The 26,831-nt window shown below is 40.9% G+C and carries 29 protein-coding genes and 1 tRNA gene; 25 read left to right on the top strand and 5 right to left on the bottom strand.

Annotated elements, in window-relative coordinates:
• The first annotated feature begins 51 nt into the window (after positions 1 to 51).
• The 3 genes from NST31_RS02720 to NST31_RS02710 all read left to right on the top strand — a co-directional run bounded on the left by NST31_RS02720 (position 52) and on the right by NST31_RS02710 (position 1,629).
• A complete protein-coding gene (locus NST31_RS02720; RefSeq protein WP_077110280.1) occupies positions 52 to 306 on the top strand; it encodes a stage VI sporulation protein F in 255 nt (84 codons plus the stop codon).
• Between the two features lie 139 nt (positions 307 to 445).
• Positions 446 to 688: a hypothetical protein gene (locus tag NST31_RS02715; protein WP_077110279.1), complete on the top strand. Its 243-nt coding sequence runs from the start codon at positions 446 to 448 to the stop codon at positions 686 to 688.
• Positions 689 to 714: 26 nt separating this feature from the next.
• Entirely contained in the window at positions 715 to 1,629 is a 915-nt protein-coding gene (locus NST31_RS02710) for an MBL fold metallo-hydrolase (RefSeq protein ID WP_339163735.1), read from the top strand.
• Here the strand turns inward: NST31_RS02710 and NST31_RS02705 are convergent.
• The 3 genes from NST31_RS02705 to NST31_RS02695 all read right to left on the bottom strand — a co-directional run bounded on the left by NST31_RS02705 (position 1,624) and on the right by NST31_RS02695 (position 3,417).
• The gene (locus NST31_RS02705) at positions 1,624 to 2,070 is read right to left on the bottom strand and encodes a GNAT family N-acetyltransferase (RefSeq protein WP_077110277.1); all 447 of its coding nucleotides are present in this window, start codon (positions 2,068 to 2,070) and stop codon (positions 1,624 to 1,626) included. The two genes, NST31_RS02710 and NST31_RS02705, sit on opposite strands and share 6 nt — an antisense overlap.
• On the bottom strand, positions 2,071 to 2,586 hold the full coding sequence (locus NST31_RS02700) for a YjcG family protein (RefSeq protein WP_077110276.1): 516 nt from the start codon (positions 2,584 to 2,586) through the stop codon (positions 2,071 to 2,073). It abuts the gene before it with no gap.
• A gap of 105 nt (positions 2,587 to 2,691) precedes the next feature.
• The gene (locus NST31_RS02695) at positions 2,692 to 3,417 is read right to left on the bottom strand and encodes an esterase family protein (protein ID WP_077110275.1); all 726 of its coding nucleotides are present in this window, start codon (positions 3,415 to 3,417) and stop codon (positions 2,692 to 2,694) included.
• Positions 3,418 to 3,625: 208 nt separating this feature from the next.
• Here NST31_RS02695 and NST31_RS02690 point away from each other — a divergent pair, with 208 nt between their 5' ends.
• From NST31_RS02690 to NST31_RS02670, 5 genes are all read left to right on the top strand, one after another.
• Positions 3,626 to 4,630: a TAXI family TRAP transporter solute-binding subunit gene (locus tag NST31_RS02690; RefSeq protein WP_077110274.1), complete on the top strand. Its 1,005-nt coding sequence runs from the start codon at positions 3,626 to 3,628 to the stop codon at positions 4,628 to 4,630.
• Positions 4,631 to 4,707: 77 nt separating this feature from the next.
• Positions 4,708 to 5,256 carry a DUF1850 domain-containing protein gene (locus NST31_RS02685; protein WP_339163732.1) on the top strand — a complete coding sequence of 183 codons (549 nt, stop codon included), beginning with the start codon at positions 4,708 to 4,710 and terminating at the stop codon, positions 5,254 to 5,256.
• Positions 5,234 to 7,183, top strand: coding sequence for a TRAP transporter permease (locus NST31_RS02680; RefSeq protein ID WP_205180288.1), 1,950 nt, complete (start codon positions 5,234 to 5,236; stop codon positions 7,181 to 7,183). The genes NST31_RS02685 and NST31_RS02680 overlap by 23 nt, the downstream gene beginning before the upstream one ends.
• 947 nt (positions 7,184 to 8,130) lie before the next feature.
• Positions 8,131 to 8,358 carry a hypothetical protein gene (locus NST31_RS02675; protein ID WP_339163729.1) on the top strand — a complete coding sequence of 76 codons (228 nt, stop codon included), beginning with the start codon at positions 8,131 to 8,133 and terminating at the stop codon, positions 8,356 to 8,358.
• 63 nt (positions 8,359 to 8,421) lie between these two features.
• Positions 8,422 to 8,494: transfer RNA gene (locus tag NST31_RS02670), tRNA-Val, on the top strand.
• Between the two features lie 363 nt (positions 8,495 to 8,857).
• Here the strand turns inward: NST31_RS02670 and NST31_RS02665 are convergent.
• Both NST31_RS02665 and NST31_RS02660 read right to left on the bottom strand, forming a co-directional pair.
• The gene (locus tag NST31_RS02665) at positions 8,858 to 9,316 is read right to left on the bottom strand and encodes an ImmA/IrrE family metallo-endopeptidase (protein WP_339163727.1); all 459 of its coding nucleotides are present in this window, start codon (positions 9,314 to 9,316) and stop codon (positions 8,858 to 8,860) included.
• Positions 9,309 to 9,677: a helix-turn-helix transcriptional regulator gene (locus tag NST31_RS02660; RefSeq protein WP_077111988.1), complete on the bottom strand. Its 369-nt coding sequence runs from the start codon at positions 9,675 to 9,677 to the stop codon at positions 9,309 to 9,311. The genes NST31_RS02665 and NST31_RS02660 overlap by 8 nt, the downstream gene beginning before the upstream one ends.
• Before the next feature lie 171 nt (positions 9,678 to 9,848).
• Here NST31_RS02660 and NST31_RS02655 point away from each other — a divergent pair, with 171 nt between their 5' ends.
• The 17 genes from NST31_RS02655 (at position 9,849) to NST31_RS02575 (ending at position 26,827) form a co-directional block, all read left to right on the top strand.
• Positions 9,849 to 10,085, top strand: a complete 237-nt coding sequence (locus NST31_RS02655) for a helix-turn-helix transcriptional regulator (RefSeq protein ID WP_339163724.1) — start codon at positions 9,849 to 9,851, stop codon at positions 10,083 to 10,085.
• 202 nt (positions 10,086 to 10,287) lie between these two features.
• A complete protein-coding gene (locus tag NST31_RS02650; protein ID WP_339163722.1) occupies positions 10,288 to 11,061 on the top strand; it encodes a phage replisome organizer N-terminal domain-containing protein in 774 nt (257 codons plus the stop codon).
• Positions 11,006 to 11,845 (top strand): DnaA/Hda family protein, encoded by an 840-nt coding sequence (locus NST31_RS02645; protein ID WP_077111991.1) that lies wholly within the window; start codon positions 11,006 to 11,008, stop codon positions 11,843 to 11,845. Before NST31_RS02650 ends, NST31_RS02645 begins: the two co-directional genes overlap by 56 nt.
• A gap of 168 nt (positions 11,846 to 12,013) precedes the next feature.
• Positions 12,014 to 12,502, top strand: coding sequence for a sigma factor-like helix-turn-helix DNA-binding protein (locus NST31_RS02640; protein WP_339163719.1), 489 nt, complete (start codon positions 12,014 to 12,016; stop codon positions 12,500 to 12,502).
• A gap of 453 nt (positions 12,503 to 12,955) precedes the next feature.
• Complete coding sequence (locus tag NST31_RS02635) at positions 12,956 to 13,483, top strand: phage major tail protein, TP901-1 family (protein WP_077111993.1); 528 nt, start codon at positions 12,956 to 12,958, stop codon at positions 13,481 to 13,483.
• 61 nt (positions 13,484 to 13,544) lie between these two features.
• Positions 13,545 to 13,904 carry a tail assembly chaperone gene (locus NST31_RS02630; RefSeq protein ID WP_339163716.1) on the top strand — a complete coding sequence of 120 codons (360 nt, stop codon included), beginning with the start codon at positions 13,545 to 13,547 and terminating at the stop codon, positions 13,902 to 13,904.
• A gap of 83 nt (positions 13,905 to 13,987) precedes the next feature.
• A complete protein-coding gene (locus NST31_RS02625; protein WP_077111995.1) occupies positions 13,988 to 14,275 on the top strand; it encodes a hypothetical protein in 288 nt (95 codons plus the stop codon).
• Complete coding sequence (locus tag NST31_RS02620; RefSeq protein ID WP_339163713.1) at positions 14,268 to 16,115, top strand: hypothetical protein; 1,848 nt, start codon at positions 14,268 to 14,270, stop codon at positions 16,113 to 16,115. Before NST31_RS02625 ends, NST31_RS02620 begins: the two co-directional genes overlap by 8 nt.
• A gap of 11 nt (positions 16,116 to 16,126) precedes the next feature.
• On the top strand, positions 16,127 to 18,091 hold the full coding sequence (locus NST31_RS02615; RefSeq protein ID WP_339163712.1) for a distal tail protein Dit: 1,965 nt from the start codon (positions 16,127 to 16,129) through the stop codon (positions 18,089 to 18,091).
• Positions 18,082 to 21,480, top strand: a complete 3,399-nt coding sequence (locus NST31_RS02610; RefSeq protein ID WP_339163709.1) for a phage tail spike protein — start codon at positions 18,082 to 18,084, stop codon at positions 21,478 to 21,480. The genes NST31_RS02615 and NST31_RS02610 overlap by 10 nt, the downstream gene beginning before the upstream one ends.
• 13 nt (positions 21,481 to 21,493) lie before the next feature.
• The gene (locus NST31_RS02605; protein WP_339163707.1) at positions 21,494 to 21,985 is read left to right on the top strand and encodes a hypothetical protein; all 492 of its coding nucleotides are present in this window, start codon (positions 21,494 to 21,496) and stop codon (positions 21,983 to 21,985) included.
• Positions 21,985 to 22,113 (top strand): hypothetical protein, encoded by a 129-nt coding sequence (locus NST31_RS02600; RefSeq protein WP_339163705.1) that lies wholly within the window; start codon positions 21,985 to 21,987, stop codon positions 22,111 to 22,113. The genes NST31_RS02605 and NST31_RS02600 overlap by 1 nt, the downstream gene beginning before the upstream one ends.
• Before the next feature lie 310 nt (positions 22,114 to 22,423).
• Positions 22,424 to 22,828 carry a phage holin family protein gene (locus NST31_RS02595; protein WP_339163702.1) on the top strand — a complete coding sequence of 135 codons (405 nt, stop codon included), beginning with the start codon at positions 22,424 to 22,426 and terminating at the stop codon, positions 22,826 to 22,828.
• A 54-nt stretch (positions 22,829 to 22,882) separates the two neighbouring features.
• Positions 22,883 to 23,785, top strand: coding sequence for an N-acetylmuramoyl-L-alanine amidase (locus NST31_RS02590; RefSeq protein WP_339163699.1), 903 nt, complete (start codon positions 22,883 to 22,885; stop codon positions 23,783 to 23,785).
• 143 nt (positions 23,786 to 23,928) lie between these two features.
• Entirely contained in the window at positions 23,929 to 24,099 is a 171-nt protein-coding gene (locus tag NST31_RS02585; protein WP_171973915.1) for a hypothetical protein, read from the top strand.
• Positions 24,100 to 24,855: 756 nt separating this feature from the next.
• The gene (locus tag NST31_RS02580) at positions 24,856 to 25,968 is read left to right on the top strand and encodes an ABC transporter ATP-binding protein (protein ID WP_339163697.1); all 1,113 of its coding nucleotides are present in this window, start codon (positions 24,856 to 24,858) and stop codon (positions 25,966 to 25,968) included.
• The gene (locus tag NST31_RS02575; protein ID WP_339163695.1) at positions 25,934 to 26,827 is read left to right on the top strand and encodes a sugar ABC transporter permease; all 894 of its coding nucleotides are present in this window, start codon (positions 25,934 to 25,936) and stop codon (positions 26,825 to 26,827) included. Before NST31_RS02580 ends, NST31_RS02575 begins: the two co-directional genes overlap by 35 nt.
• Positions 26,828 to 26,831 lie beyond the last annotated feature (4 nt).

The raw sequence follows: 26,831 nt of genomic DNA, 5'->3' as shown, positions 1-26,831 counted from the left end.
AAATTCCTCCTTCATAATATATAAAAGATGTAAAGGAGGGATAGGGAAGGAATGGATAACCAGTTTTTCAAGAACATTGAAAAAAAGACCGGAGTAAGTATGGATGAGGTACTTAGACTCGCCAACTCATTACAAGGTGCAAACTTTAAAGATGAAAAGACAGTCAGAAGAGTGATACGCCAAGTGGCCAAGATTGCTAATAAACCGGTTTCCAAAGAATTGGAAGACAAAATGGTCAAAACCATTACGAAAGATGGAAGCAAACTGGATATGGGAACTATAACCAATATGTTAAACAATAGATAATGAATGGGGCTTGCAGACATTGCTGCAAGTCCTTTTTTTAATGAGCCAATTTGGCGCTGGCAAATTATGAAAAAAATGTTTATATTGAAACAAACGAGGGTAAATAAATAAAAACATCACAATCAAGGAGGGACGAACAATGGGTTACATTGCTCCTGTAACTGCATACCAATACGAGGACTACAAGCGAAGGATTGAGCAAGCCGAACATATTCAGGATCCGATGCCGGTTACCCCAACAGCAAAAGTGGAGCGCATTTTTGGAAGGAGAATATTGCCATTTTACCAGGAGGGCAAATATTACCCCGAAAAGAGCAAACAACAGGCAAAGGAATTGTTGGACCCGACAGGAAAAGGCCGATACGTGAACGAATATGTCTAGTATCATGATTGAAAGGGTGTTTCTTATTGGAGTTCATCAGCGTATCGGAGCATTGCCATTACTTTAAAAGTGCGGTCAACATCGGTTATGTTTTCAAGGATGGAAAAGGCATGTTGATTGATTCCGGCTTGGAAAAAAGTACCGCCAAGAAAGTTCTTAAGCAATTAATCAAAAGAGAACTGCCTGTCCATTACTTGATAGTGACCCACGCCCATGCCGATCACTATGGCGGGGCTGCGTACATAAAAAAAGAGGCGCATGTCGAGGTGTTTGCGCCACCACTTGAAGCCGCTATCATGGAAAATCCAGTTTTGGAGCCTATTTACTTATGGAACGGGGCTTTTCCAATGAAAGCGCTTAGAAACAAATTTCTGGAAGGACAACCTGTCAAAGTTGATAGTCTGCTTGATTGTGGGGAGAAGGCCATTGGTCCCTTTCAGATCACGGCTATACATCTGCCCGGTCACAGTTACAGTCAATGCGGGATATTGGTTGAAGAAATTTTTTATGCGGCTGACAGTTACTTTGGAGTTGAAGTACTGCGCAAGCATAAAGTTCCATTTATTGTCGACGCGAATGCAGCCATTACATCGTTGGAAAAAGTCCTGCGGCTGTCTTGCTCCGGATTTGTGCCTGGACACGGAGAGTTTGAAAAAGACCCCACTTATACGATTCGCGCCAATATTGAATGTCATGAACATGTAAAAACATTTATACAAAATCTAATAGAAAGTGTTCCTTCGGGCGTTTCGATGGACACCATACAAAGAAAAATCTTGGAACATTTCGATCTTAAGGCAAGGGAAGTGGGGCAATGGCTTTTGTACAGAACTTCTTTTACAGCATACCTCTCTTCCCTGGTAGAAGATGGTAAAGTGAAATTGACTGTAAAGGACAATGTACTTTGGGTGATAAGCACCAATTCCCTGGATTTGTTATGAATCCAGGGGCGATGTATGTTTGAGCGTTTTTTTCATCGTGCGGTGGGGTATTCCTGCGTCAAAAAATTCTTCCGAAACGACTTCATACCCTTGTTTTGTATAAAAGGGGATGGCCGAGGTTTGGGCATTCAACACGAGCTCTTTTATGTAAAGATCGCTTGCAAATTCCTCGATTTTTTTCATCACTTTTAGGCCGGCACCTTTTCCTCTGTAAGATGGAAGGATGCAAATTCTTTCCACTTTCCCTTTTCCGTTCAAAATACGAAACCTGCCGGCGCCGACAGGTTTGTTTTCATCATAGAGGACAAAATGTGATGAATCGTTTTCATGATCGTCTATCTCAATTTCAAGAGGAACATGCTGTTCCTCAACAAATACTTTCTTTCGAATGGCATAGGCATCCTGAAGCTGGTCTTCTGTTGTTGCCCGAATCACTTCCATTTACTGGGGGTCCTTTCCGAGGCGGAATGTTTCATACACCGTCCAAGAACCGTTTTCCAATTGGTATACAAGATGGAAGCGATCGACGATTTCTTCGTGTTCTAGGCCAAGCATTCTTAATTGGCTATACACATCCGAATGTTCATCGTTGGACAGCTTTTGTCCGATCGTAATATGTGGAACGAATGGATGTTCGGGTCTTTCGCCTGGCAACGTTTCATATAAATCTTCGGATAGGCCTTCCAGCACGGGGTCTTTTTCCGCTTTAAAGTGGATAGTGTTGTTCAACGGCTGGAAAGAACTGACTTTCCGGATTTTTAATGTAAAAGGTTCATATTTTTTAGCAATTTCTTCTAAATGATCAGTGATTTTTTCCACATCCATATCTGTTTCGAATGCAGTTTTCAATGTTAAATGTGGAGGAATCAGTGCATAATTGGGGTCATACCTTTTTCGATAGGAGTTTGCCAAGTCCTGTAATTTCTTGGATGGAAAAATAACAACGCCATATTTCAAATTGTCTACCTCCTTATTGTCAAAACTTAGATAAATGATACAACTTATGTTTAACTATAGCAAATTTCATCCTATTTTCCTATAGGACTGAAGAAAGAGTTATATCTAGGGAAACATCATTTTTAGCGCTCTTTTTACATCAGGCTGCCAATATGTCCACGCATGACCTCCATCAAATTCATCATAGAACGAGGTGAAGCCCGCTTCCATAAAGGCCTCATGCAACTCTCTGTTGGGTGTTAAAAAATCCTCCACCCGCTCGGGCGAAAATCTCACCTCATTTTCTTTTTTTCCAACAACATGGTAAATGTCCAATAAATGAGGTTCAGTGTGGGATTTTACTTCGGAAAGAACCTTGTCGTTCACAAATGGCGAATGAAGGATGACTTTTCCGAATATGTTTGGGTAACGAAGGGCAGTCATTAATGATACTGTACCCGCAAGACTATCCCCTATTAGTGTTCTGCACTTCCCGATGCAATATGCCGGATACTCGCTTTCGATCCACGGCAACAGCTCATGGGCCAGAAAACGAATATAAGCCTCATTTTTTTCTCCGTCCGGGTGGTATTTGTTTCGACGATCTTTTACATTTTTATAAGGAACGCCGATTATGATGACATTTTCGATTTCATTATTGTGAATCAGTTCATCCGCGAAACGGGGAAGGCGGCCCAATTGAAAGTAGTCCCTGCCATCTTGCGCGATGACAACAGAGTGTTTGTAAAGCGGCGAATAGCCGGGGGGCAGATAAATCAGGAGCGAAATTGTTTCATCCAGTTCCCGACTTTCAAATTCATATTCAGTAACGGTTCCTTGACCCTTATTCATACATTTATTTCCTCCACATTCCATAATTGAAAATGATATGTATGATTTTACCACAAGCCTGCGTTGAAATAAAAAAATGTTTCTCGTCCCGTTTATTGAGGTAAAGCTTGACCAGGCAAGGTATATTCAGCAAAGTTATTGCTTGATTCCAGATAGTAATGTGTTAAAATCGTTATTGTTAAATAATAAAGATGAGGGGGATGCTTCAATGAAGAAAAGAAATCTATTATTTGTAACCGCTTTAATGTTAGTGCTTTCATTTATGCTCGCCGCCTGCGGCGGAGGAGGAGACGGTAAAAAAGAATCGAAAGGTGATGGCGGAGACAAAAAGGATTATGGGATTAAATTTTTAAGTATCGCAACAGGCGGTACGGGGGGCACATATTATCCATTGGGTGGAAACTTTGCCAACCTCATTAAAGATGCGACAGGGATCGAGGCAAATGCTATTACTTCAGGGGCTTCAGCGGAAAACATGGCGCTGATTAAAAAAGAAGAAACCGAAGTGGCATTTACCCAAACAGACATCGCCACTTACGCGACTGAAGGTACAAGAATGTTTGACGGCGACAAAGTGGAAAATATGAAAGGCCTCGGAACTCTTTACCCTGAAACGATTCAAATCGTAACGACTGAAAAGTCGGGTATCAAATCTGTTGAAGATTTAAAAGGAAAAACGGTATCGGTTGGTGAATCTGGTTCCGGTACGCTGGCAAACGCCGAGCAGATCTTGGAAGTGCATGACTTGACATTGGATGACGTTAAAGCGCGTAACTTATCGTTCGATGACTCCACAACAGGCATTCAAGATGGAACCATTGATGCGGCCTTTATTACGGCAGGTACACCGACAGGTGCGGTAGAAGGGCTCGCTGCAACAGAAAAAGTGTCCATTGTTCCTATTGCCGACGACAAAATTGATGCACTGATTGAAAAATATCCTTATTACGCAAAGGAAACAATCAAATCCGGCACTTATGGGTTATCTGACGATACAAACACAGTAGCCGTTCAGGCGATGCTCGTCGTTCGCGATGATTTGTCTGATGACCTTGTTTACGAAATCACAAAATCGATCTATGAAAATACGGATAAAATCGGCCATGCAAAAGGTGAATTAATTAGTGCTGAAAAAGCATTAGAGGGCATGGCTATCGACTTGCATCCTGGTGCAAAAAAATATTTTGATGAAAAGGGCATTTCATCGGAATGACACAAAATCCTCAACTGAGTGAATAGGCCGGCCGCTTCACGGTCTATTCTTTTCTTTGTCTTGTTCTAGAAGACCAAATGGAGAATATGATGCAAAAATGTAATAAATATGGTGGTTGGGTCGTTTTTACTCTCATGATCGGGGCTGTTTTGGCGGTTATCCCTTTTCAACAGGCAGTCACCTTTGAAGCTCGAAAGAGCGGGGAGCTCCTGGCGTATTTTCTCTTGCGGGATACTGACAAAACCTTTCAAATCGAATATACACACTCTATTCATCAATCAGAAGTGATAGAAACATATCAGGTGGAAAATAGCGGGGTAATTCGCCAAATAGAATTGGAGTATGAAGATACATCCATAGGGATGCCGTCCGAATCGGAAGGAGGGGGAGACTTTGAAATGAAAGATGGTAAATATTATATCCGTGATATGAAGCGTGACTTTTCCTGGATAGACATAAGTGTTGGTCAAGTAAATGCCAATCACAGGTTGTTGATTCAAAATAAAACCATCCCGCTTTCTTCATTTTCAGCTCCCGGTTCCGTTGTAAGAGTGAAAAAACAAAAATTGGCACTATGGCAGCTCTGGAAAGGAGTGAACCTGCTTGGCAGATCAACAAAAGTTTGAAGTTTTATCAGAAGACGAACAACAGAGAATATTGGAGAAATATGACCCAGAGTCGGCAACAAGAAAAGCAAGCGGCCCGACCGGTTGGATTATCTTTTTTGGCTTGCTTGCTTTTTCCATATTCCAGTTATATGCATCCATTACACAATCTATTCCGCGGCAAATTCTGCTATCGATTCATCTTGGATTTGCGCTTTCTTTGATTTTTCTTTTGTTTCCAGCAAGTAGAAAAATCAAAAGGAAAAATAAGGTTCCTTGGTATGATATTATTTTATCGCTTATATCCGTTGGAATTGGTGCTTATTGGCCGATGATGATCGAAACGATTGTCAATAGAGTAGGAACGTTGACACCTATCGACTTGACGGTTGGCGTTCTCGCAATCTTATTGACACTTGAGGCGACACGAAGGGCAGTAGGAATGCCGATTACGGTTATCGCCATTCTGTTTATGTTATATGCGTATTTTGGACAGTCAATGCCAAGCTTTTTGGCTCATCGGGGACTGAACTTTGAAAGCCTTGTCAATACGCTGTTCTTTACTTCACAAGGCATCTTGGGGACTCCGCTTTACGTATCGGCGACATTTATTTTCCTTTTCTTGCTGTTCGGGGCATTTCTTGTCAAAACAGGTGTAGGCCAATACTTCAATGATTTGGCGCTTTCGATTGCGGGTAGGCGGGTAGGCGGACCTGCCAAAGTCGCCATTTTTTCCAGTGCCTTACAGGGAACGATCAGCGGCAGCTCGGTCGCGAATGTTGTGACATCAGGTTCCTTTACAATTCCCATGATGAAAAAGCTTGGTTACCGAAAAGAATTCGCTGGAGCGGTTGAAGCCGCTGCATCGACCGGAGGGCAAATTATGCCTCCAGTCATGGGAGCCGCAGCATTTCTAATGGTTGAATTTATCGGGATTACGTATTGGGAAATTGCCAAAGCGGCAGCGATACCTGCTATTCTATATTTTTCCGGCATTTGGATCATGACCCATTTTGAAGCGAAGCGTGTTGGCCTCAGAGGGCTTGCCAAGGAAGAAATGCCTGATAGAAAAGATGTATTAAGTAAAATTTATTTATTAATTCCGATTTTATTGATCATTATTTTACTTATGTCCGGTGTTAGTGTCATGCGCGCTGCCCTCTGGTCCATCATCGGCACAATTGTGGTCAGTGCCATTCGCAAAAGCACTCGGATCGGATTTAAGCAGATGGTGGAAGCACTCGTTGATGGTGCCCGGACCGCTCTTTCCGTGGCGGCGGCTACCGCCACTGCCGGGATCATCGTAGGTGTCGTGACCAAAACAGGACTCGGGCTGAATCTTGCGAACGGCTTGGTCGGTTTGGCCAACGAAAAACTATTATTAACGTTGTTCTTTACCATGTTGACGGCCATCGTGCTCGGAATGGGATCGCCGACAACGGCCAACTATGTCATTACCTCTACAATCGCTGCGCCAGCCATTATTTTATTGGGTGTTCCTGATTTATCGGCACATTTGTTTGTTTTTTATTTTGGTATTGTGGCAGATATTACACCACCGGTTGCGTTGGCAGCTTTTGCCGCCTCGGGGGTTTCCGGGGGAGAACCAATACGAACCGGTGTGAACGCGGCCAAATTGGCGATCGCCGCATTTATCATACCGTATATGTTCGTCCTTTCTCCCGAGTTATTAATGATTGATACGACTGTTCCTTACATGATATGGGTCATCTTTACGGCATTTACGGGAATGATTGCTATTGGCGCGGGAATCATTGGCTTCTGGTACAGAAAAATGTACTGGTTTGAACGCATTATCGCGATCATTGCCGGTCTCATGCTCATGTATCCGGAAGGTATGTCCGATACGATCGGTCTTGGATTGTTTATTGCTTTGATCGCAAGCCAAATCATTACGAAAAACAAAGGAAAATACAAGGCAGCTTAAAGTCAAAAAGCGAAAAACCAAGATTAAACGGTTTTTCGCTTTTTTTGGGGCTGGGGCATAACTAGGCAAAACGTTGGCGCTGGGACAAAACCCTTGAAAGCCTAAATCCTCCCACCCTTTGGAATGCACTCGTCTGTTTTGGGGTTTTCGAACGAATCTTGGAAAATTCTTTAATTTAAACGCTGACTCCAGATAATGACGCGCGCTTTTTTTGATTTACTCACGACTTTTGGAAATTGCCATCGACTTTCTCTACAAGCTGACCAAGCGCTAGGCGTATGGTTCTGGAAAGCTTATCGCGAGGTATTAAAAAAAAACCCCACTCTTGGAGTTGCTTTTTTGAGTCGCCAGCGAAATTTATATAACAAAGAGGGTTCGCTTATGTACTTCGACAGTTCAGCACCAGTGAAGCGAATTGTAAGGAGTGCTTTGAGCTAGCACCCTCTGAGAACTTGCTGGATAAAGTTGAGGAAAAAGCAACGGAAGCTTCACCTTATTTTTGCTTTGGGTAGTCAGTCCGTGAAAAGGTTTACAGATAAAAATAATAGTGATATGTTATGAGAACAATGTAATATTTTATTAAATAGCCAAAAAGGCTATATATCTATCAGATCGGGACAGTCCGCTCATTTGGCCGTTTTTGATGGGAAAAAGCGTTGTCTTATGAGGAAGAACAACTACGGGCCTTTCAGGCCTATTTTTTGATCAAGGATCAAGATGCTGCCCGCGCCGAAATGCAATAAGATCACATATTGACCGTACAACATTCTCTAAAAAAGGAAGAATAACAGAATAAAGCGAGTGGTGTAGCGTATCAGGGCGGCGGCACCTTTTCGTTCATGGTTTGTCTATGCTATATGTGGATTGTTGCAAAGGAAAAAATGATCGAAAAAAAGGAACATCAATGAGGTCATTTATGGTCGGAGAAAGGAGAAATCGCCGTCCTTTTGACAACTGAAATCAAATTGTTCTATTATGAAATAGCTGAATGGACTGGCAATGAGAAAAAATACACGCTATATCATTGGCCTTTTCAAACTGGCGGCTCCATTTTTGGCAAACGTTCATCAAACCCCTTGCCAAAAATAGGAGAAGACAAACACCAGCATATGGAGCATACAAAGATGGAGTGCATAAACATTCCGGTGTATAAACTGGTTGCCAAATATTTTTAGAATAATAGTTGACATTATAAAGAATCTATTATATATTAATAAATGTCGATTTCATTAAATAGCGATTCCGTAGCTCAGCTGGGAGAGCGCCACCTTGACAGGGTGGAGGTCGCTGGTTCGAACCCAGTCGGAATCACTCATACAAACCTTGATATGACGCTGTTCTTTGAAAATAGGAATAGCGTCTTTTTCTTTGTATGTGTCTGCCAGTGATCAACGTGTGACCAATTCATAGCAAGTCGTCAAAAACGTTGCTTGCTTTCTCATCGTCTTTTTCTCTGACATGTGAGTAAATATTCATCGTTTTTTGATGTTTTTGTGTACAAGTCTTTTGTACAACCTTCATATTGATTCCCTCACTTAACATCAAATAGACGGAGGAGTGCCGCAGGTCATGGAAGCGAACCTTTTCGATTTTCGCCCCATGCCTGATCACGAGAATTGTGTCACGATCCTTGTTATAAGGTCTCCAGCTAGATCAATGGAAGAGCTTTCAATGTTAATCAAACATTTCAAATACACCTAAAGGATCAAAACAAATAGTATAATTGTCGATTGTAGTGTAGGGGCCGTACTTTTCGCGATAGCGCTGGATAGCCTCCTCTAAAAATTCCTCTGTTACTCCGAGAAACTCCGCCAACTCATAACGGTTTCGGACTGTTGATTGATGTGCTTGTACAATTTTTTGGAGAGGGAACAGCTTTTCATAAGCCCATGAACGGGCTTTTAATTCTTGTTTTCGATTTTCAACTTTAGATTGATCTAGGATGTTTCCTGCTGATGTATAGTAATGGCCTAATTCTTCTGCTAAGATGCATGCTTTTTCAGAAGTAGTCGCAAGGTGTTTATTAATCCAAATATTGTTGTCACAATATAATCCTTTAATGGTTGGTTTCATAGGTTTTTCGTAGATATCGACTCCCTTGTCAGAAGCCTCTCTTAGAAGTCTGTCATACATTTTTTTCCCCCTTTTGTTTTCTTTTTGATTTTACGAATTCCATAAACTTTTCTATTTCTTCTAATTCATCTTCGGTCCATTCCTCTCCTTCGTGATGGGCAGCGATTGTATATAATCCGCCTTTTTCAGTTACGCGTGGTTTACTCTCTTCGCTTAATCCAGCTAAATAATCAGCAGATACCTGAAAATAATCGGCAAATATCCTCACTATTTCCATTCTGGGATCAGATTGTCCGTTTTCATAGCGCGAAATCATGCTCTTGCTTATTGTCGTTTCATATTTTTCGTTCAATTTTTTCGCCAACTCTTCTATGCTTTGGCTCCCTCTTAATTTTTTTATCCGTTTACCAAATACACTCATGTTTATCTCCCTTTGGCATTCCTGATTTAGGAATATAATATAATATGTATTCCTTAAATGCAACATTAGACAATATTTTTTTCCTTTTAAGGAACATTTTTTATTGACATTGAATATGGCATGTTTTATAGTAAAGATGTTCCTATTATGGAACAAAAGGAGGACTGAAATTTGAGTAAGCAGAGACGAGCCTATGATAAAATTAAAGCATTTTTAGTTGAAAATGGCTTTAAGCACCGAGATGTAGCAAAAGTGATCGATACTAAACCAAACACTGTTAGTAAAAAGTTAAATGGCTTCGGTGATTTTACACTAGAAGAAGCTAAAAAAATTCATACGGAAATGGGCGTTCCCATTACATATTTTTTTGAATGTTTAGTTCCTATAAAGGAACGAAAGAGCGAGTAAGTGTATTGGGAGTGTGGCGATTGCCCAGCCAAGAGACGTTGGTGATTCTAAAAGGATTCTACTTGATATTCGCATCCTCATTGAACATCAGACATTGTTTTTAAAGATGATTACCGCAATTGTCATTTGTAAAATCGTTCATATTTATAAAACTGAGAAAAAGTATATCACGATCCGAATTTTTTAACGGGAAGTGACATGAATGAATGTAAAGTGGATCAAGCTTAGTACACAAATGTTTGAAGACGAGAAGATTCGCCTCATTGAAAATATGCCGGAAGCCGACACTATTCTAATCATTTGGGTGAAGCTTTTGGCCCAAGCTGGAAAGACAAACGCGAGCGGATATATCTATCTAAGCGAAAATGTCCCATACACGGACGAGATGTTGGCAACTATTTTCAATAGACCGCTTAATGTTGTAAGAATGGCTCTTAAAACATTAAAATCATTTGGGATGATTGACATTTCTGATGAGCATTTTATCAGTATTACGAATTGGGACAAACATCAAAACATTGAGGGGATGGAACGAGTTCGAAAACTGAATGCGGAAAGAAATAAAAGGTATAGAGAACGAAAAAAACGAGCAACGTTAAGTGACGTTAGCGTGACGTCACGTGACGGCACAGATATAGATAGAGATCTAGATAAAGATATAGATAATATACCATATGCCGAGATAGTCACCTATCTTAACAAAGCGGCTCATACCAATTATCGACATACAACGAAGAAAACAAAAGCCTTCATTAAAGCCCGTTGGAATGAGGGATATAGGCTGGAGGATTTTAAAACTGTCATTCATATCAAATGCAAAGAGTGGCTCGTTGATAAAAAGATGAATAAATTCCTTCGGCCAGAAACATTATTCGGAACGAAATTTGAATCCTACCTTAATCAAAAAGGCGGTGTAACAAATGGAGAAAATCACGATTCCGGAAAAATGGCCAAAGAATATAACATACCATTCTGAAATATGTGAACGGCACACTTATATAAAAGACGGGCTGGAGATCGTCAAGCCTATTCAAATGATGATGGTAGATGGTGAATTGGTTTGTCCCCGCTGTGAATTGGAGAAAGAAGATGACAAACTGCAGGAGGCCATCCAAAGGCGGTACGATGAATTATTAAAGCGAAAAAATTATAACACTTTTTACAACCTTAGTATATTATCCGATAAAACGATCTTGGCAGCTACATTAGATAATTATGAAGTTGAACACCAAGAAGCGCGAATGAACAAACGAACAGTTGTAGAATCGGTAGCCCGTTTTAAAGATGGCCAAGTTTTTAATTTGGTTCTTCAAGGTAATCAAGGTGCCGGGAAAAGCCACTTAGCTTATGCCGCTCTACGTGAATTGAATGAGAGTGAATTAAATGCATCGTGCCTATTTGTCAATGTAGAAAGCATGATGAGGACGATTAAGGATTCGTTTAACAACAAAGAGAGAAAACACACCGAAAGCTATTTTGTAGAACTGATGTCCAAAGTTGATTATCTCGCGTTGGATGATATTGGCGCAGAAACTGGCGCGATCGGCACCGATAAAGTTGCCACCGATTTTGTTCAAAGAGTTTTATATGCGATTACTACCACCAGGCAGGATAAATCTTCAATCATTACTACAAATCTTTCAAGCGAAACACTGTTTCACATGTACGATAAAAAACTGGTATCAAGGTTGTTTAGAAACCCCAAGTTTGTTGTATTCAAGGAAACCAAGGATAAGCGGATGAATAATATTCCTTTTTAGTAATGTGAACAAGGCCAATGTACTTAATAAAATTGGATGGGGTAGTTGTCAAGTGAAATTTTCAAAAGGCTATGTGAAAAATGGGCGGATGCAAACACTGTATAGAGAGTTTTTTAAATAGTGAATAAACTGGATATTCATTCAGACAGCTTTAAGGAGGGGTTTTTAATGGGAAATTGGGCAGATATTTTAATTCAAGAATACTCAGAAGGAAAAAGACAGCTTGATAAATTGCGCAACAGTTTAGATAAAACAGATCCTATGGATATGCAAGATAGAAAAACAATTAGCAGCATGATTGGAGACATGGATTTTGTGATCAAGTGGCTTGAAACCGGGCAGCAACCAGGTGTCATGCGCGGGATAGACGTAAAAAGTGTATATCAAAAACGATCATTAGAAACGATGGAATTTATCCCAGATATAATGGAACAGTTGGAACCAAATCATAAGCCACTAAGTTTAAGTGAAGAACAAAAGAAAGTTTTGCTGAACATATTATCTTCTTTTTCCTTTAGGGAAAGGCAATGTTATATTTTGCATGTTGCTCAAGGATTGAGCATGTCCGATATAGCAGAAATGCTGAGTCTTAAAAAGAGGACCGTCCAACAGTATATTGAACGGGCAAGAAAAAAAGTAGAACAAGTGGTTTCATGACGTACGACTTGTCGTATGAAGTCTCTATTAGTGAAGGGTGCTTTTCCTTAACAACTGATCGCGAGGTTGAATTTAACCTGAAACAATGAGACAGAGTTGATAGCAAGAAAAGACCCTATAGCTTTTCATTTTTTTTTGCGATTGACCTAAGCAAGTCATTAAAAGGCTTATTTATTATGTTCAAAATCAACTGTTCAGAGGCTTCAAGGAACATTTACAAAGAGCGTCAAATTGCACAGCTATTGGAACTCTAGGTATTTGTTGAAGGGAAGCGTCTGGGAAAGGGGAGTAAAGGATGGCATATAATTTTCCTATTTGACTAACATTCTGTCGATCGTGTCATATGGAATCCAGAAGGAAGCCGAAAGAAAATGGAATCCGAGCCTGATCAAAAAATGTCTCGGAAAAATCAATGGAATCATAGGGATATCAAATCCAACAGGAGGGGTATAAATGTCAGTAGAAACGCAAATGCAACATGGTAAAAATAAAATTTTGTTATTCAGAAAGTTAGCTGATCAAAATCAAGAAGCTGCAAAACTAGCTTTCCAAACGGAACACACATTTACTTATTCCCGAGAACTAGAAGCGCTCGTCACAAAAGATGGACGAGTTATTCAAGTTGGCGGTCTTGAAGCGGAAGTGGAGGTCAATGCTATTCAAGCTAAAGGAGATCCACTTGGAAAAATGTTGCAAGAAGCCGTCATAAAAGGTGAAAAACTAGAATTATGGGAAGTGACCGTTGACGAGGATTTAAAAGATGCAGAAGGAAAATATCCTGCTGTATATGCACAGGGTTATCTATCTGAATGGGAAGATCCTGCAAACGCAGAGGAAAATGTAACGATTTCCAGTACATTCACAGTTGAAATGGAACCGCAATTTGGACGCGCGACTTTAACAGCAGAACAAGAACAAGCTGCGCAGTATGCATTTAAAGATACAACAACAGTTACTGAACCAGCGCCAGAAGGACAATAGATTGTAGAAGGGGATTTACTCCCTTTCTACATCATTAAAAAAGAAAGCGGGGATAACGGATATGAAATTAATGATTAGCGGTAAAGAATATGAATTGAAATTTGGGATTGGTTTTATTAAAAAAATGGATCAAGTTTATACAGCTAATATGAATGGCGTGGAATTTGGCATGGGTATTGAACAATCTTTGTTTTATTTTAAAACGAAAAATCCAACCGTGCTTTTCAATGTCATAAAAGCTGGAACGGATCATCTTCAATCGAAGCCGTCTAACAATGACATCGAAGCCGAATTGGAAAAAATCGCTTTCGATGGAAAGTTGAACGAATTATTTGAAACGCTAGAAAATGGAATGAGAGAATCGGTTTTTTTGAAACAGAAGATCGAGGATTTCGAGAAGAAAGCAAAGGTACAACAATAAAAACATCACGAGAAACGTACGATGGAATTGTAATCAATTGCTTTAGATTTCTTGATTGCAAGAGCCTGTATGAAATCAATACCATGTCATTAAAAGAATATGCATACAAAATGAGAGCATATCAATTAAAAAGAATAGATAAAGAACATGATATGCATATACAAGCATGGTTATATCATATGGCGGGTGCAACAAAAGAGCAAGGAAAGAAACAAGTTCCTGTATTTAGGAAGTTTCAGGATTTTTACAACTATGAAGAAGAGCTTAAAAAAGTAGAAAGACCGCAAAGAAGCAAGCTATTCCCTAAATGGCAGCGGATGGCTTCTTTGGCTGCAAGAATAAATTCAGGGAGGGGGATTGCTGATGGGTGAAAGTTATTCTGTTGAAGCATATTTAAAAGCGAGTGGTGCTGATGCTTTTTCAACAGCATTTAAAAATGAAACTGGCTCCAAAGGGCAAAAGGCAAAAAAAGGAAAAGAATTTACAAGCGGCTTTAAAAGCGTAATGGCAGCAGCTACAACAGGGATAGCAGGATTTGCCGGATCTGCAATAATGGAAAGCGAGTTATTTCAAAATGCAATAGGCCAAGCAGAAGCCGCTTTTGTTGACTTTGCGACAGCAGTGCTGGAACCGGTTCTTGATCCGTTAATGGATGCATTTAGCACAGTAACTGGTTTATTGAGTATAGCTGCTGATTCTTTGAGGAATTTCGATACGCTTTCGACAGAAAATCAAACGACCATCCTTCTGGTAGCTGTCGCTTTAGCTACCTTAACAGCAGCTATCATCGCCTATAATGCATCGGCGATCAGTGCGTTTATAACAACAGGGATATTAACAAACGCAATGGCCGCTTTTTCTACTATTGGAGCATTTTTGGCATCACCAATAACTTTAATCATATTTGCCATTGGAGCATTAGTGGGAATACTCATTTATCTGTACAACACGAATGAGACGGTAAGAGCAGCCATGCAAACGGCATGGGCTTTTATATCTGGAATCATTCAAACGGTCATAACGACAATACATGAATTTGTAATGACTATATGGGGGCAACTGGTCGCATGGTGGCAACAAAACAACGAAATGATCCTACAAGCTGTACAAAACGTGTGGAATGTCATTAGTGTTGTTATAGGCGCAGTAATGATCGTGATTTGGACCATCATGCAAACAGTGTGGCCTGTCATTAAGGCGTTAATTGTATCTACTTGGGAATCAATAAAAGGGGTAATACAAGGCGCCATCAATGTGATTTTAGGTATTGTTCAGTTTTTCAGTGCATTATTTACTGGCAATTGGTCGGCAATGTGGGATGCGATTAAAATGATATTTACCGGCGCATTACAGTTGGTTTGGGGATTAATTAATCTCTTTTTTATCGGGAGAATTCTAGCGATTGGCTCGCTTTTCGCTGAAGGTCTCAAAAATCTTCTTCAAGCCATGTGGAATTTTATAACCCGTGTTTTCCAAACCGGAGTAGACTGGGCAAGGAACGTTGTCAGTACAGGATTTAATTTCATATCCTCTATTATTTCGACGATAATGAACGTTATTAGCTCTGTCATTTCGGGTGTTTGGAATGGTATCGTCTCTGTTATATCAACTGTTGTAAACACAATAAGAAGTGTCATAAATGATGTGTTTAATGCTTTGGCTGGCATCGTGCAAAGCGCGCTGACAAATGTAAGTTCGGCCGTATCAGATGGCATTAACAGTGCGTTAACGGCTGTTACTGACATGGTCAGCAGGTTTTTTGATGCTGGAAGAAATATTGTCACTTCCATAGCAGACGGCATAAGTTCGGCTATTAGCATAGTGACTGACGCAATTGACAATGTGGCATCAAGAATTCGTGATTTCTTGCCGTTTTCGCCAGCAAAAGAAGGGCCATTACGTGATATCCAAAAACTAAACTTCGGAGGCACCATAGCACAAAGTATCAAAAGCGCTGTTCCAATAGTGCAAAGGGAAATGAAAAAACTTGTAGCGATACCGAATGTTGAGCCTATTAACATTGCGGGGCAGATGGCGGGTGTTAACCAGATGGCCAATGTACAGATGAGGAGTACCGCTGCGCACGAGTTAACAGTTGATAAACAGCCGGCATATATCAGTTTGAATATTGGTGGACGTGAGTTTTCGGCTTTTGTGCAAGATATTACGCGGGAGCAGAACTTTGTTGATGCAAGAAATAGAAGTTTTTAGGAGGTGCTTTTATGTATAAATTCGTGGACACCGTAGAAGGAAGTGGTACAGGGAGCACTTCCCTATCATTGCAGACAATATTTAATGGTTTCAATTTAGATGAAATGCTAAGTGATGAAAACGGCAGTTTTATAACATTGACGGTAACAGGCAGAGCAAATTTGGCACAAAGGATAGAAACAATAGAGATACCAGGTTTAAATGGTGTCTTAGAACAAATAGATCCAACTATTGATGTAAGGGAAATAACCGTTAAATATAAAATTGCTGATAAAACAAATGAGGGATTCAGAAAAAGATATAATAAGTTTCTTGCTCTACTAGAAGGCTCTAAAAAGGTACTAGAATTCACTGACGAAAATGCTTTATTTTATGCAACTTTGTTAGAAAACGATGTACCAGAAGAAGAATCTAATAACCTAGTTGGGACGCTGACTTTTCTCTGTTCGGACCCATTTAAATACGGCCCTGAGCAGGTAGCGCCCAACAGTGAGCCGGGGAACGGGAGAAATTATGTACTAGAGTCGGAAAAAACCTTCTCTTTTTCCAACGCGCCAACAACCGTTAAATATGAGTCGTTGGATGTTTCTAACGATATTAAAAACCTAATTAAAGCTGATAGCACTGTCACTCTATCGTATGATGTTAAAACGGATGATGATTTTAAAAAAGGCTCAACCAATCCCTTCGTAGGCATGGAATTGAAATATATAGCGAATGATGACATTGAAAGGTACATTAGTTACAACTCTGTTTCTTTCGATGAATTGCCAGACGGAAACAATGTTTTGAGATTAAATCGACAGTTTTTGATAGTCAGGGATTTAAAAGAGTTTGTATATCTACGTGTTTATTTTCGGGATTTTTCAGGCACGGCAACACTAAGCAATTTCAAAATAGAGCTAGGAGACACCGCAACACCATGGTCCCCCGCCCCCGAAGATACGGGAATACTAGAAATTAACAATGAAGGCTCAGCCGAAACGTTTCCGGTCGTCGAGGTCAAGCTTAAAAAGCCTACCACGTTTGTCTCGATTGGCAACGGCAATGAGATTAATATGATCGGAGAGATACCGGACGCAGAGGAACCGGTATACGAAAAATATAGTAATATCTTGATGGATTATTTAAGCACAACAGTCGGATGGGAAAAAATAAAGTTTCCTCCTTACACTGGCACCATTACAGACGGCATTATATCGGCTGATTCGCAAGGCTTTTTTCCGTCTAGTTACGGGTATGTACCCGGACTTGAGTGGCACGGACCGGCATTGGCTAAAAGCCTGTCAGAGCCTTTGCAAGATTTGTATATGCATTTCTCGTCATACTTGCGGGCGACCGATCCTACCAGTGTCGGGCGCCAAGAACTGTATGCGTTGGACAGCGCAAATAAGCCCGTTATGTCGTTACATTTTATAAAAGATAGTTATGGAAAAGTGATTCGACCGGAAATCATTGTTTATAAATCGAATGGAGAACCTAGAAAAATCCTCTCTCTCAAGCGTGAGCAGGTGCCCGACTGGAAAATCCATTATGGGTACATTTCCATAGTTAGAGAGGGAAGGAAGATTGTAGCCAGAGCAGATAAATCAACGGGGTTGTTTGGCGGAGTGCGGGATGCACGGATGCAGGTGTACGAAGATGTAAAGGACGAATATCAACGTCCTGTTGTGTCGGTGGCAGTCGTTTTTCAAGCGTATAGGCAATCTCCCGCATTAAACCGGAACCGCGCCGAGCGTGTATATATGGACAAAATCGTACAAAAAGAGGGCGTCCCTTATATCGCTACGACAGGCGACATTATTACGTTTGATCACCCACAAAATGTTATTTATAAAAATGGGATTGAGGTTAACAAAGAAAAAGCCTTCATAGGCCAATATTTCGCTTTGAAACCGGGTAAAAATGCTTTGGCTATCGAGCCGGCAGATGCTATCGAAAGCATGACAGCGAGGTGGCAGAATAGATGGCGCTAATACACATATTGGACAGGAAAACTGACAATATAATCGCAACTTTGAACAATGAAAAAGGTGAATACAAAGATTCTCTCATAACAAATTCACTTGAGAATAAAAGCACATTCGATTTTATCGCTCTAAAAAAGTTTGACAAACTAGAAAAGAGGAACCGCCTGCTTGTACAAGATGCAGACGGTTTTTTTAGTGAGTTTATTATCAATTACGCCGAGCAATATAAACGAAATGAAAAGAATATTAAGTCTGATGCAAGTTTCATTGACTTGAAAAAGGCAAAGGTTATTGAGCCAATACATTTAGAAGGACAGACCCCGGAGACCGCCGCCCACTATGCGCTCGAACGTACAGAGTGGCAACCGGGCGACATTGATTATATAAATATACGGACGATCACCATAACCGATCTAACCAATCCATATGACTTTCTAAAACAGGTCGCCTCTACCTTTGGTTTAGAGTTACGTTTTCGTGTAGTTGTCAAAGGCGGTCACATTTCCGGTAGGTTCGTAGATTTGAAAAAGCAAATTGCGGGCTTTGAGGGAAAAGAAATTACCTTTGGAAAAGATTTAATCGGCATCAGGCGTATTGAGGACAGCAGCCACATTGTTACGGCGCTCTTAGGGGTAGGCTCTGAAAAAGAGGACGGATCACGCCCTGCGGTACTCGTAGAAAACGAAGAAGCACTACAACGCTGGGGAAGAAACGGTCAACACCTAATTGATGCCTATGAGCCTGAAGCGAGCAATCAGGATGTGACCGAAGAACGGTTGAGGATTCTCACGCAAAATGAGCTTGAAGAACGCATTGATGCGGCCGTTAGCTATGAATGCGAATCTGTCAGCTTGGAACATGTATTTGGCAGATCACACGAACGTATCAGGCTGGGACAGACTGTCCGGATCAAGGATGAGGGTTACAATCCGCCATTATACTTGGAGGCTAGAATCCAAGAGGTGCAAGAAAATCCAGCCACTCGTAAAATTGTCTCGTTTAAAATCGGCAACTTTATAGAGTACAAAAAAGAGGACCTTGAAAAACAAGTGAAGCTTTTAAAGCAACTCATGAGCGACCGCCTGTCGTCTTTGATTATTGCGACTGTTACATCAAGCGCAGGCACCGTCTTTAAAAATGGAACTGGTAGCACAACACTCACCGCCAACGCCCTATTAAGCGGCAGTGAGTTTGACCCGGAAGGCAAAAAATACAATTACCTATGGTCCAAACACGACAAAACTGGAAATCTCATACCCTCATTTTCAAAAAACGGTAAGTCAATCACTGTCACTGCAGCAGAGATTGACGAAAAAGCCACGTTTGTTGTGGTTGTGCAGAGTGATAAAGTGTCGGTTCCGGCACAGATCACGATCAGTAACGTGTTTGACGGTGAGGATGGACAACAGGGACCGCAGGGGCCGAAGGGAGATAAAGGAGAGCCGGGCGTTCCAGGTGTTCAGGGGCCGCCCGGAAAGGACGGGCAGACGCTCTATACTTGGGTTAAGTATGCAAACGATAAAAACGGTAGCGGTATGTCTGATTTACCTGACGGGAAATCGTACATCGGCTTTGCCTACAACAAGCCCACTCCTGTAGAGTCTACCAATCCAGCAGATTATCAGTGGGCGAAGATCGAAGGTGATCAGGGGGTCAAAGGAGCAGACGGCAAGACGTACTATACATGGCTAAAATACGCGGACACCCCTACGTCTGGCATGTCTGACAGCCCTGCCGGGAAAAAATATATGGGGCTGGCGTATAACAAAACTACACCAAACGAGAGCACCAACTATGCCGATTATCAATGGTCCCTTATTCAAGGCCCGCAAGGACCACAAGGAGTGCAAGGACCAAAAGGCGCCGACGGAAAAAGTCTATATACGTGGGTGAAATACGCCGATAATGACAAAGGTGCGGGCATGAGTGACTACCCGACCAACAAGAAGTACATCGGGTTGGCCTACAACAAACCAACACCTACGGAGTCCACAAACCCATCTGATTACACTTGGGCAAAGATGGAAGGTGATCAGGGGGCGCCCGGTGCTCCCGGAAAAGATGGTCAACCCACATTTACGTGGGTCAAGTATGCGGATGACGACAAGGGCGCTGGCATGTCGGATAGTCCCGTTGGCAAGCGTTGGCTGGGACTAGCACATAATAAGACGACCCAGATCGAGTCTACTAATCCAAATGATTACTTGTGGAGTCCGTTGTATGACAACGTGGAGGTTGGTTCGCGCAACTTGGCAAGAAAAGATATCATAGGAACAACTTCCACTCCCTGGACAGAGAATAACTATGTTTATAGGTTATCTACAAACGATAGATCCGGCATAAAACTGGATAATTCTATTTTTCAGCAGGGGGAACATTATGTACTCTCTTTTAAGATCAGAAAAATTTCCGGCAACATTACAAGTTTAGCTGGACATGCCCACGCATTTGTTGACTTTAAGGTTTATAGGGATGGACAGTTGGTTTCAAATAACTGGTCGGGAGGCATAAACAATAACCCTTATCCAAATGACAACAATATGCATGAGTATGTAATATATTTTAAAGCTGCGAATATGACTGCATTAGATGCAAACCTGTACATTCAACCTAACAGGGATCACTATGGATTGCCTTATGTGGCTGAAATATGGGATTTACAGGTAGAAAAAGGGAATGTTGCTACTGACTGGACTCCTGCACCCGAAGATATTGAGAAAGAGATTCAAGAGGCAGAGCGAAAATCAAAGCAATACGCCGATCAGCAGGACGAGGGTGTCTACCAAGATGGAACCAGATATACTGATCAACGAGCAGACCAAGTGAAGCAACACGCTGACACTGAAGTAAATAAAAGAGTAGAAAAAACAAAAGTCATAGAACGTATCAACGAATCTCCTGAATCTGACTCTATCGCGGGCAGAAAAGTAGGCATATCACTTGCGTTGCAGGGCGGTACGCCACAGTACACGTCTCCCGGGTTGATCACCTTTGCAAACCAATGGACAAGTCATCACGAAGTTCACACTTCACCTACAGATTGGTACAGCTGGAAGACATTTGATTTTATATATACGGACAACTCAATGCGCTATCTGGTCATCAACCTGGTAGGCGGGGTACAGCGTGCGTACAGCCCTTATGATGATCAAATGTCTGCGGTAGGCTATATAGACGTGCGTGTAATTGATAGCGCAGGGAAACAACTTGCCATGCGGTCAGTATCGGCTTGGTCCGCTTCGGGAGGTGCCGGTTTACAATTCAAAATAGATTTAGGAACGACATATAAATCGCACTCTTTTTATTACATCCAGTTCAAAGCACGTAAAACAGGCGGAAAGGGGGACCTAATAGCTGGTTTACGAATGTCGTCACGGTATTTACGTAATGATTAGGAGGGTGATTAAGTTGTATGTCCAGTTTTCCGTTGGTGATGATGGATATGTAGACGGTTTGTCTGCTGCGCATAATCTTGCATTGGACCCGTCACTGCCATATTTGACCGAAATGACACAAGATGAGTTCGATTATTTTTTCAATCGGTCTCATCTTTTTTATGTAGATAATGGTGTGTTAACCGACGACCAAAAAGAGTTTGTAATAAAAGCTCAACAAGCAAAAAAACATGTCAAGGCCTATCTCGTTGATCCGTGCGGGCATATTGTAGATATACAGCATGTGCCGGAGGACGAAACGGACCGGTATATCATAGAGCCGATTCCGGAGGGGGTAGTCAACCCAAGATGGGACGGCGAGAAATGGGTGTCGGGGGAGGTTGTTGATCCACCAACAGTGGAGGAATTGCAACAGGAAAATGAGAGACTAAAAAAGGAAAATGAAGTAAACGCCATGGCTGTTATGGAATTGGCGGAAATAATGTTAAATGGAGGGGGTAAATAATGTTGGCGCTACTTTATGCAACTTATATTATCAAGGGACTGAAACAATACAGCGTGGTACCGGACCTGTTAAAACCCGCAGTAAAACAAACGTTGATTGATTTGGACATGGGACATTTAGCCGAGTAGGGCTTTCTTTTGTTTATCGACATGGTATGATAGAAGGAATGCTTTTTCGAATGAATTTGAAGTATTAAAGGTGAAATAAAAGATGTGGCGTTCTTGATGAAATAATTAAGAACTTAACCACACTGGATCGACTACGGAGTCGTATGGATGTGTAGGCCATACGTCGTTTACGTTTTAAATACAGGAATATTATCGCGGCAATTTATTTTGAAATATAGAGTAATAACAAGCTTTTTAACATATTCGTGAAGTATTATCCGGCACCTTAACGGGTGCTTTTTTATTTTGGTTAAAAAAAGGAGAAATTCAAATGAAGCAAACTGACACATTATATATGTCGGTTATAGGGGGCACTTTAGCAGGTGTCGCATATTTGTTTGGGGGAGTTGATCACTTGGTCATAGCGCTGGCCATCTTTATGATCTGCGACTACATCACTGGAATTGTTGCAGGTTGGCAAAGCCAAGAAGTAAACAGCAGGAAAGCGCTCAAAGGACTTGCCAAGAAAGGTGCTATGCTTTCGCTTGTGATTATTGCTAATCAGTTAGATATAATTGCAGGATCTGACAGTGGATTCATGCGTAACAGCATGATTTTCTTTTTGATTGCAGCGGAAGGAATCTCGTTGATCGAGAATTTAGGAAAGATCGGCGTGGATGTACCGGACTTTTTAAAAAATCGGTTTGAGCAAATAAAGAACGATAAAGGGGAGTGAAGGAGTGACGAACAAGGTCGCTCTTTTTTATGTTTAAAAAGAGAGGGATATATCATGTCTTTAACAATCAAACAACAATTGGTATCGCAAAACGTCATCAACAAACGCACACATGGTCACGGTAACCCGTGCGAATTTATCACTATCCACCAAACAGGAAATACGAATAGAGGCGCTAATGCACAGGCTCATGCCAACATCCAAACAAGATTAAATCCAAGACAAGCAAGCTGGCATTATCAGGTGGACGATAAGGAAATCATTCAGTCGTTCCCTGATGGCGTCAAGTGCTGGCATGCTACTGATGGGAAAGGGCCCGGCAACACCACTTCAATTGCAATCGAGATTTGCATTAACAGCGACGGTGATTATAAAAAAGCCGTGCAAAACGCTGCCGAGCTTACAAAACATTTGCTGGCCAAACACGGACTTGGCATTGACAAGGTTAAACAGCATCGTGACTGGTATCCGAAAAATTGTCCGGCGCAATTGCGGGCAGGTTATAAAGGTATTACGTGGCAAGACTTTATCAACATGGTTAAAGGTGCGTCAAGCGCGACCAAACCTGTAGCATCAAAACCCGCCAGCAAACCATCCAGCGGCTACAACGGCAGCAGTATCGTCGACTATCTAAAAAGCATCGGCCAGGATGCAAGCTATGCTAACCGCGCGAGATTGGCCGCACAGTACGGCATATCCGGTTACCAAGGCACTGCCGCGCAAAATATGCAGCTACTCAATAAAATGCGCGCAGGCAAAACCGCCGCGGCATATCCAAAGCCCGTTAACACCAAGAAAGGCGACCAAAAGACGAACAGCATTGTTGATTATCTTAAGTCGCTCGGTGTTGACTCGTCTTACGCAAACCGGAAAAAGCTGGCAGCGCAGCACGGTATCAAGAATTATACCGGTACGGCTGCACAAAATACGCTGCTGCTTAATCAGATGCGCGGTTAATTAAATAACGATACTGAATAATGGCTCCTGCTTGTTTATATTAAAAATCGTCATTTGCATCAGAATGTTTGTCCAATCCTTTTATACAAAATACAATATATTAATATCGAAGCCGGCTTTAATAAACAATAGGAGAGATGTATATGTGGTTTGAAGATGATTTTGTCGGTGGAGAAAGAGAAGAGCGGAGAAGGAGAGTAAGGTTAGTTTGTAGATGTAGGGAAGTAAGGGATTGGGATGATTGTGATCACGACCACCACCATGATCGTGAGCGCGAGCGATTCATTTGCCGTTGTAGAGAAATCAATGGCTAAATAAAAACAGGCCCGGCGCTGACCGGGCTTTTATTCATATAAAAACAACTAGCCTTCATAACAATCTTCGCACACTATTTTGTCGAGTCTTTTTCGATTATGCGATGATCATCAAAGAGTAAATAGCCTCCATTTCACTTCAATTACCATTACAAATTATGCAGGATATGTCTCAAGCCATAATTCCTGACGTACAACCCCCCTCTAATAATAGTCGCTTTCTTCTACGAAAATCTCCCTTTTAATCAGAAAACCTCCCCCAAAATGTAGGGGGAGGCTTTGGTGTATATATTGCTTGGTCGAACAACAATCGTTGTATGTATTGTGCCGTATTTTCATATAAAAGCGGTTTATTAGGTTTCAAAAGCTCTTCACCCATCATATGACCTATCATGCTTTCTCAAACCCCAAATTTCTTTGTTTTAGCGTACAACAACACAGCTGATTGAAAATTCATCTCCTAACAAACGCTGTCAATCATCGTTTTGGGTGTAGGTCGGGGATCCTTTCCCTATTATGGCCCAAGAAGCTTGTATCCCTAAATTCTGTTGGGATCAGGCTTTTTTGTATATTTAAAAATGCCGTTTTTATTAAACCATTTCGAAAATAGGATATAAGGTCAAGATTATATCATAACATTTTTCTTTCGGAAATGAAATATTGTAAAGAATTATTTTACGATATCTTAACGTTATATTGATTTTAGCTTGCTACTATTAAACTACATTTAAGTAGTTTTGTGAAAGGAGCAGACATATGGATATTCGTATTCAAGACCTAACGATGCGTTTTGATAATATAACCGCGGTGAACCACCTATCAACAACAATAAAGGATGGAGAGCTCGTTTCATTACTAGGACCAAGTGGTTGTGGAAAAAGTACGACATTAATGCTGTTATCAGGGCTCTATAAACCGACATCGGGAAGGATTTATTTTGGTAATCAAGATGTCACTGAACTTGATGCAGAAAAAAGACAAGTCGGTATGGTCTTTCAAAATTACGCATTATATCCTCATTTATCTGTTTTAAAAAACATTATGTTCCCTCTTAAAATGAAAAGAATGAACAAAATAGAAGCGAGGGAACAAGCTACTGAAATGGCAGAATTACTACATATTGGCCACTTACTGAATCGAAAGCCCGGACAATTATCCGGTGGACAGCAACAACGAGTTGCCATCGCAAGGGCGTTGGTAAAAAAACCCAATGTATTATTATTAGATGAACCTCTTTCCAATTTAGATGCACGTCTTCGTTTAGAAATGAGAGAAGAGATTCGCAGAATTCAACAAGAAGTTGGAATTACTGCTGTTTTTGTCACTCATGACCAAGAGGAAGCACTTAGTATTTCAGATCGAGTCATGATTATGAATAATGGCGTCCTGCAACAAGATAGCGAACCGCAGCAAATGTATAAAAAACCTGCAAACGAATTCGTTGCTTCCTTTTTAGGAAATCCCCCGATCAATTTCATCACTGTTGAAAGACATCGTCAGAATGAGCATTACAAAATAAAGCATACAGCACAACCGATACATTTATCGAGATTAAAACATTTTGACAGAACCACTTTAAAAATGGGCATTCGGCCAGAATCCTTATTTGTTACCACACAGAACAACTCTTTGTTTAGAGGGGACATCATTCATATTGAGACAATTGGCCGTGATACATTAATACGGGTCGATTTAGGGGAATCCACTGTCCGGGCTTTAGTTGATCCCAAAAAGAAACTTCAGATTGGCGATGTATGTTTTTTGGGAGCTGAGGAAGAAGAGATTCATTATTTTTCTAGTGAAACGGGTGAACGGTTAAAAGGGGGAAAAGTTGATGATGATCAAACCGACCTGGAAGAGTACGCTTAAAGCTTATCTTTATTTACTACCCGCCCTTATTATCCTAATTCCATTTAATATTTATCCCATTATGAAATCATTTTTAATGAGCTTTTATGTAGACTATGATTATTTCGCCAATATCGTTCATGCCTATGGTGTTGATCATTTCATCGCCATTTTTCAAGATCCCAATTTTATTAAGGCCCTGATTAATACGATTATATTTGTTGTCGGTGTCGTACCTTTATCGATTATCCTATCACTTGGTATCTCCATGTTATTAAATAGCAAAATAAAATTTCTTAGGTTTTTTCGAACGATCTATTTCCTCCCTTATGTTACTTCAGTGGTGGCTGTAGCGATTGTCTGGGGATGGATATTTCATTCGGATTATGGCTTGCTTAATTTTTTCCTCGGTTTTTTTGGTATAGATCCGATCAAATGGGTTACTGACCCGACCTATGCCATGCCTTCCTTAATCATTTTAAGTATTTGGAAAGGATTGGGGTTTAATATCATTATTTTCCTCGCTGGCTTACAAAACATAGATGAACAGTATAATTTGGCAGCAAAAGTAGATGGGGCTTCAGCTTGGCATCGGTTTACATCTGTGACGCTCCCCTTGTTATCTCCGACTATGTTTTTCGTGTCCATTATTTCGATCATAAATGGTTTTAAAGTTTTTGATGAAATCTTTGCCTTATTTGGTGGAAGACCTGGTCCTGCCAATAGCGCGTTAACGGTTGTTTACTATGTTTATCAAAAGTTCTATGAGGAATGGCAGTTTGGTCTTGCATCAACCGCGGCATTTATCCTATTTATGATTGTGTTTATTTTTACACTTGTTCAATTATTAATCGGCAGGAAGTTCGTACATTACAATTAGGGGG

The sequence above is a fragment of the Siminovitchia sp. FSL W7-1587 genome, assembly GCF_037963795.1.
Taxonomy (GTDB): Bacteria; Bacillota; Bacilli; order Bacillales; family Bacillaceae_C; genus Siminovitchia; species Siminovitchia thermophila.
Note: the sequence above shows the minus strand (reverse complement) of the source record. Positions and strands in the feature narration are given on the sequence as shown.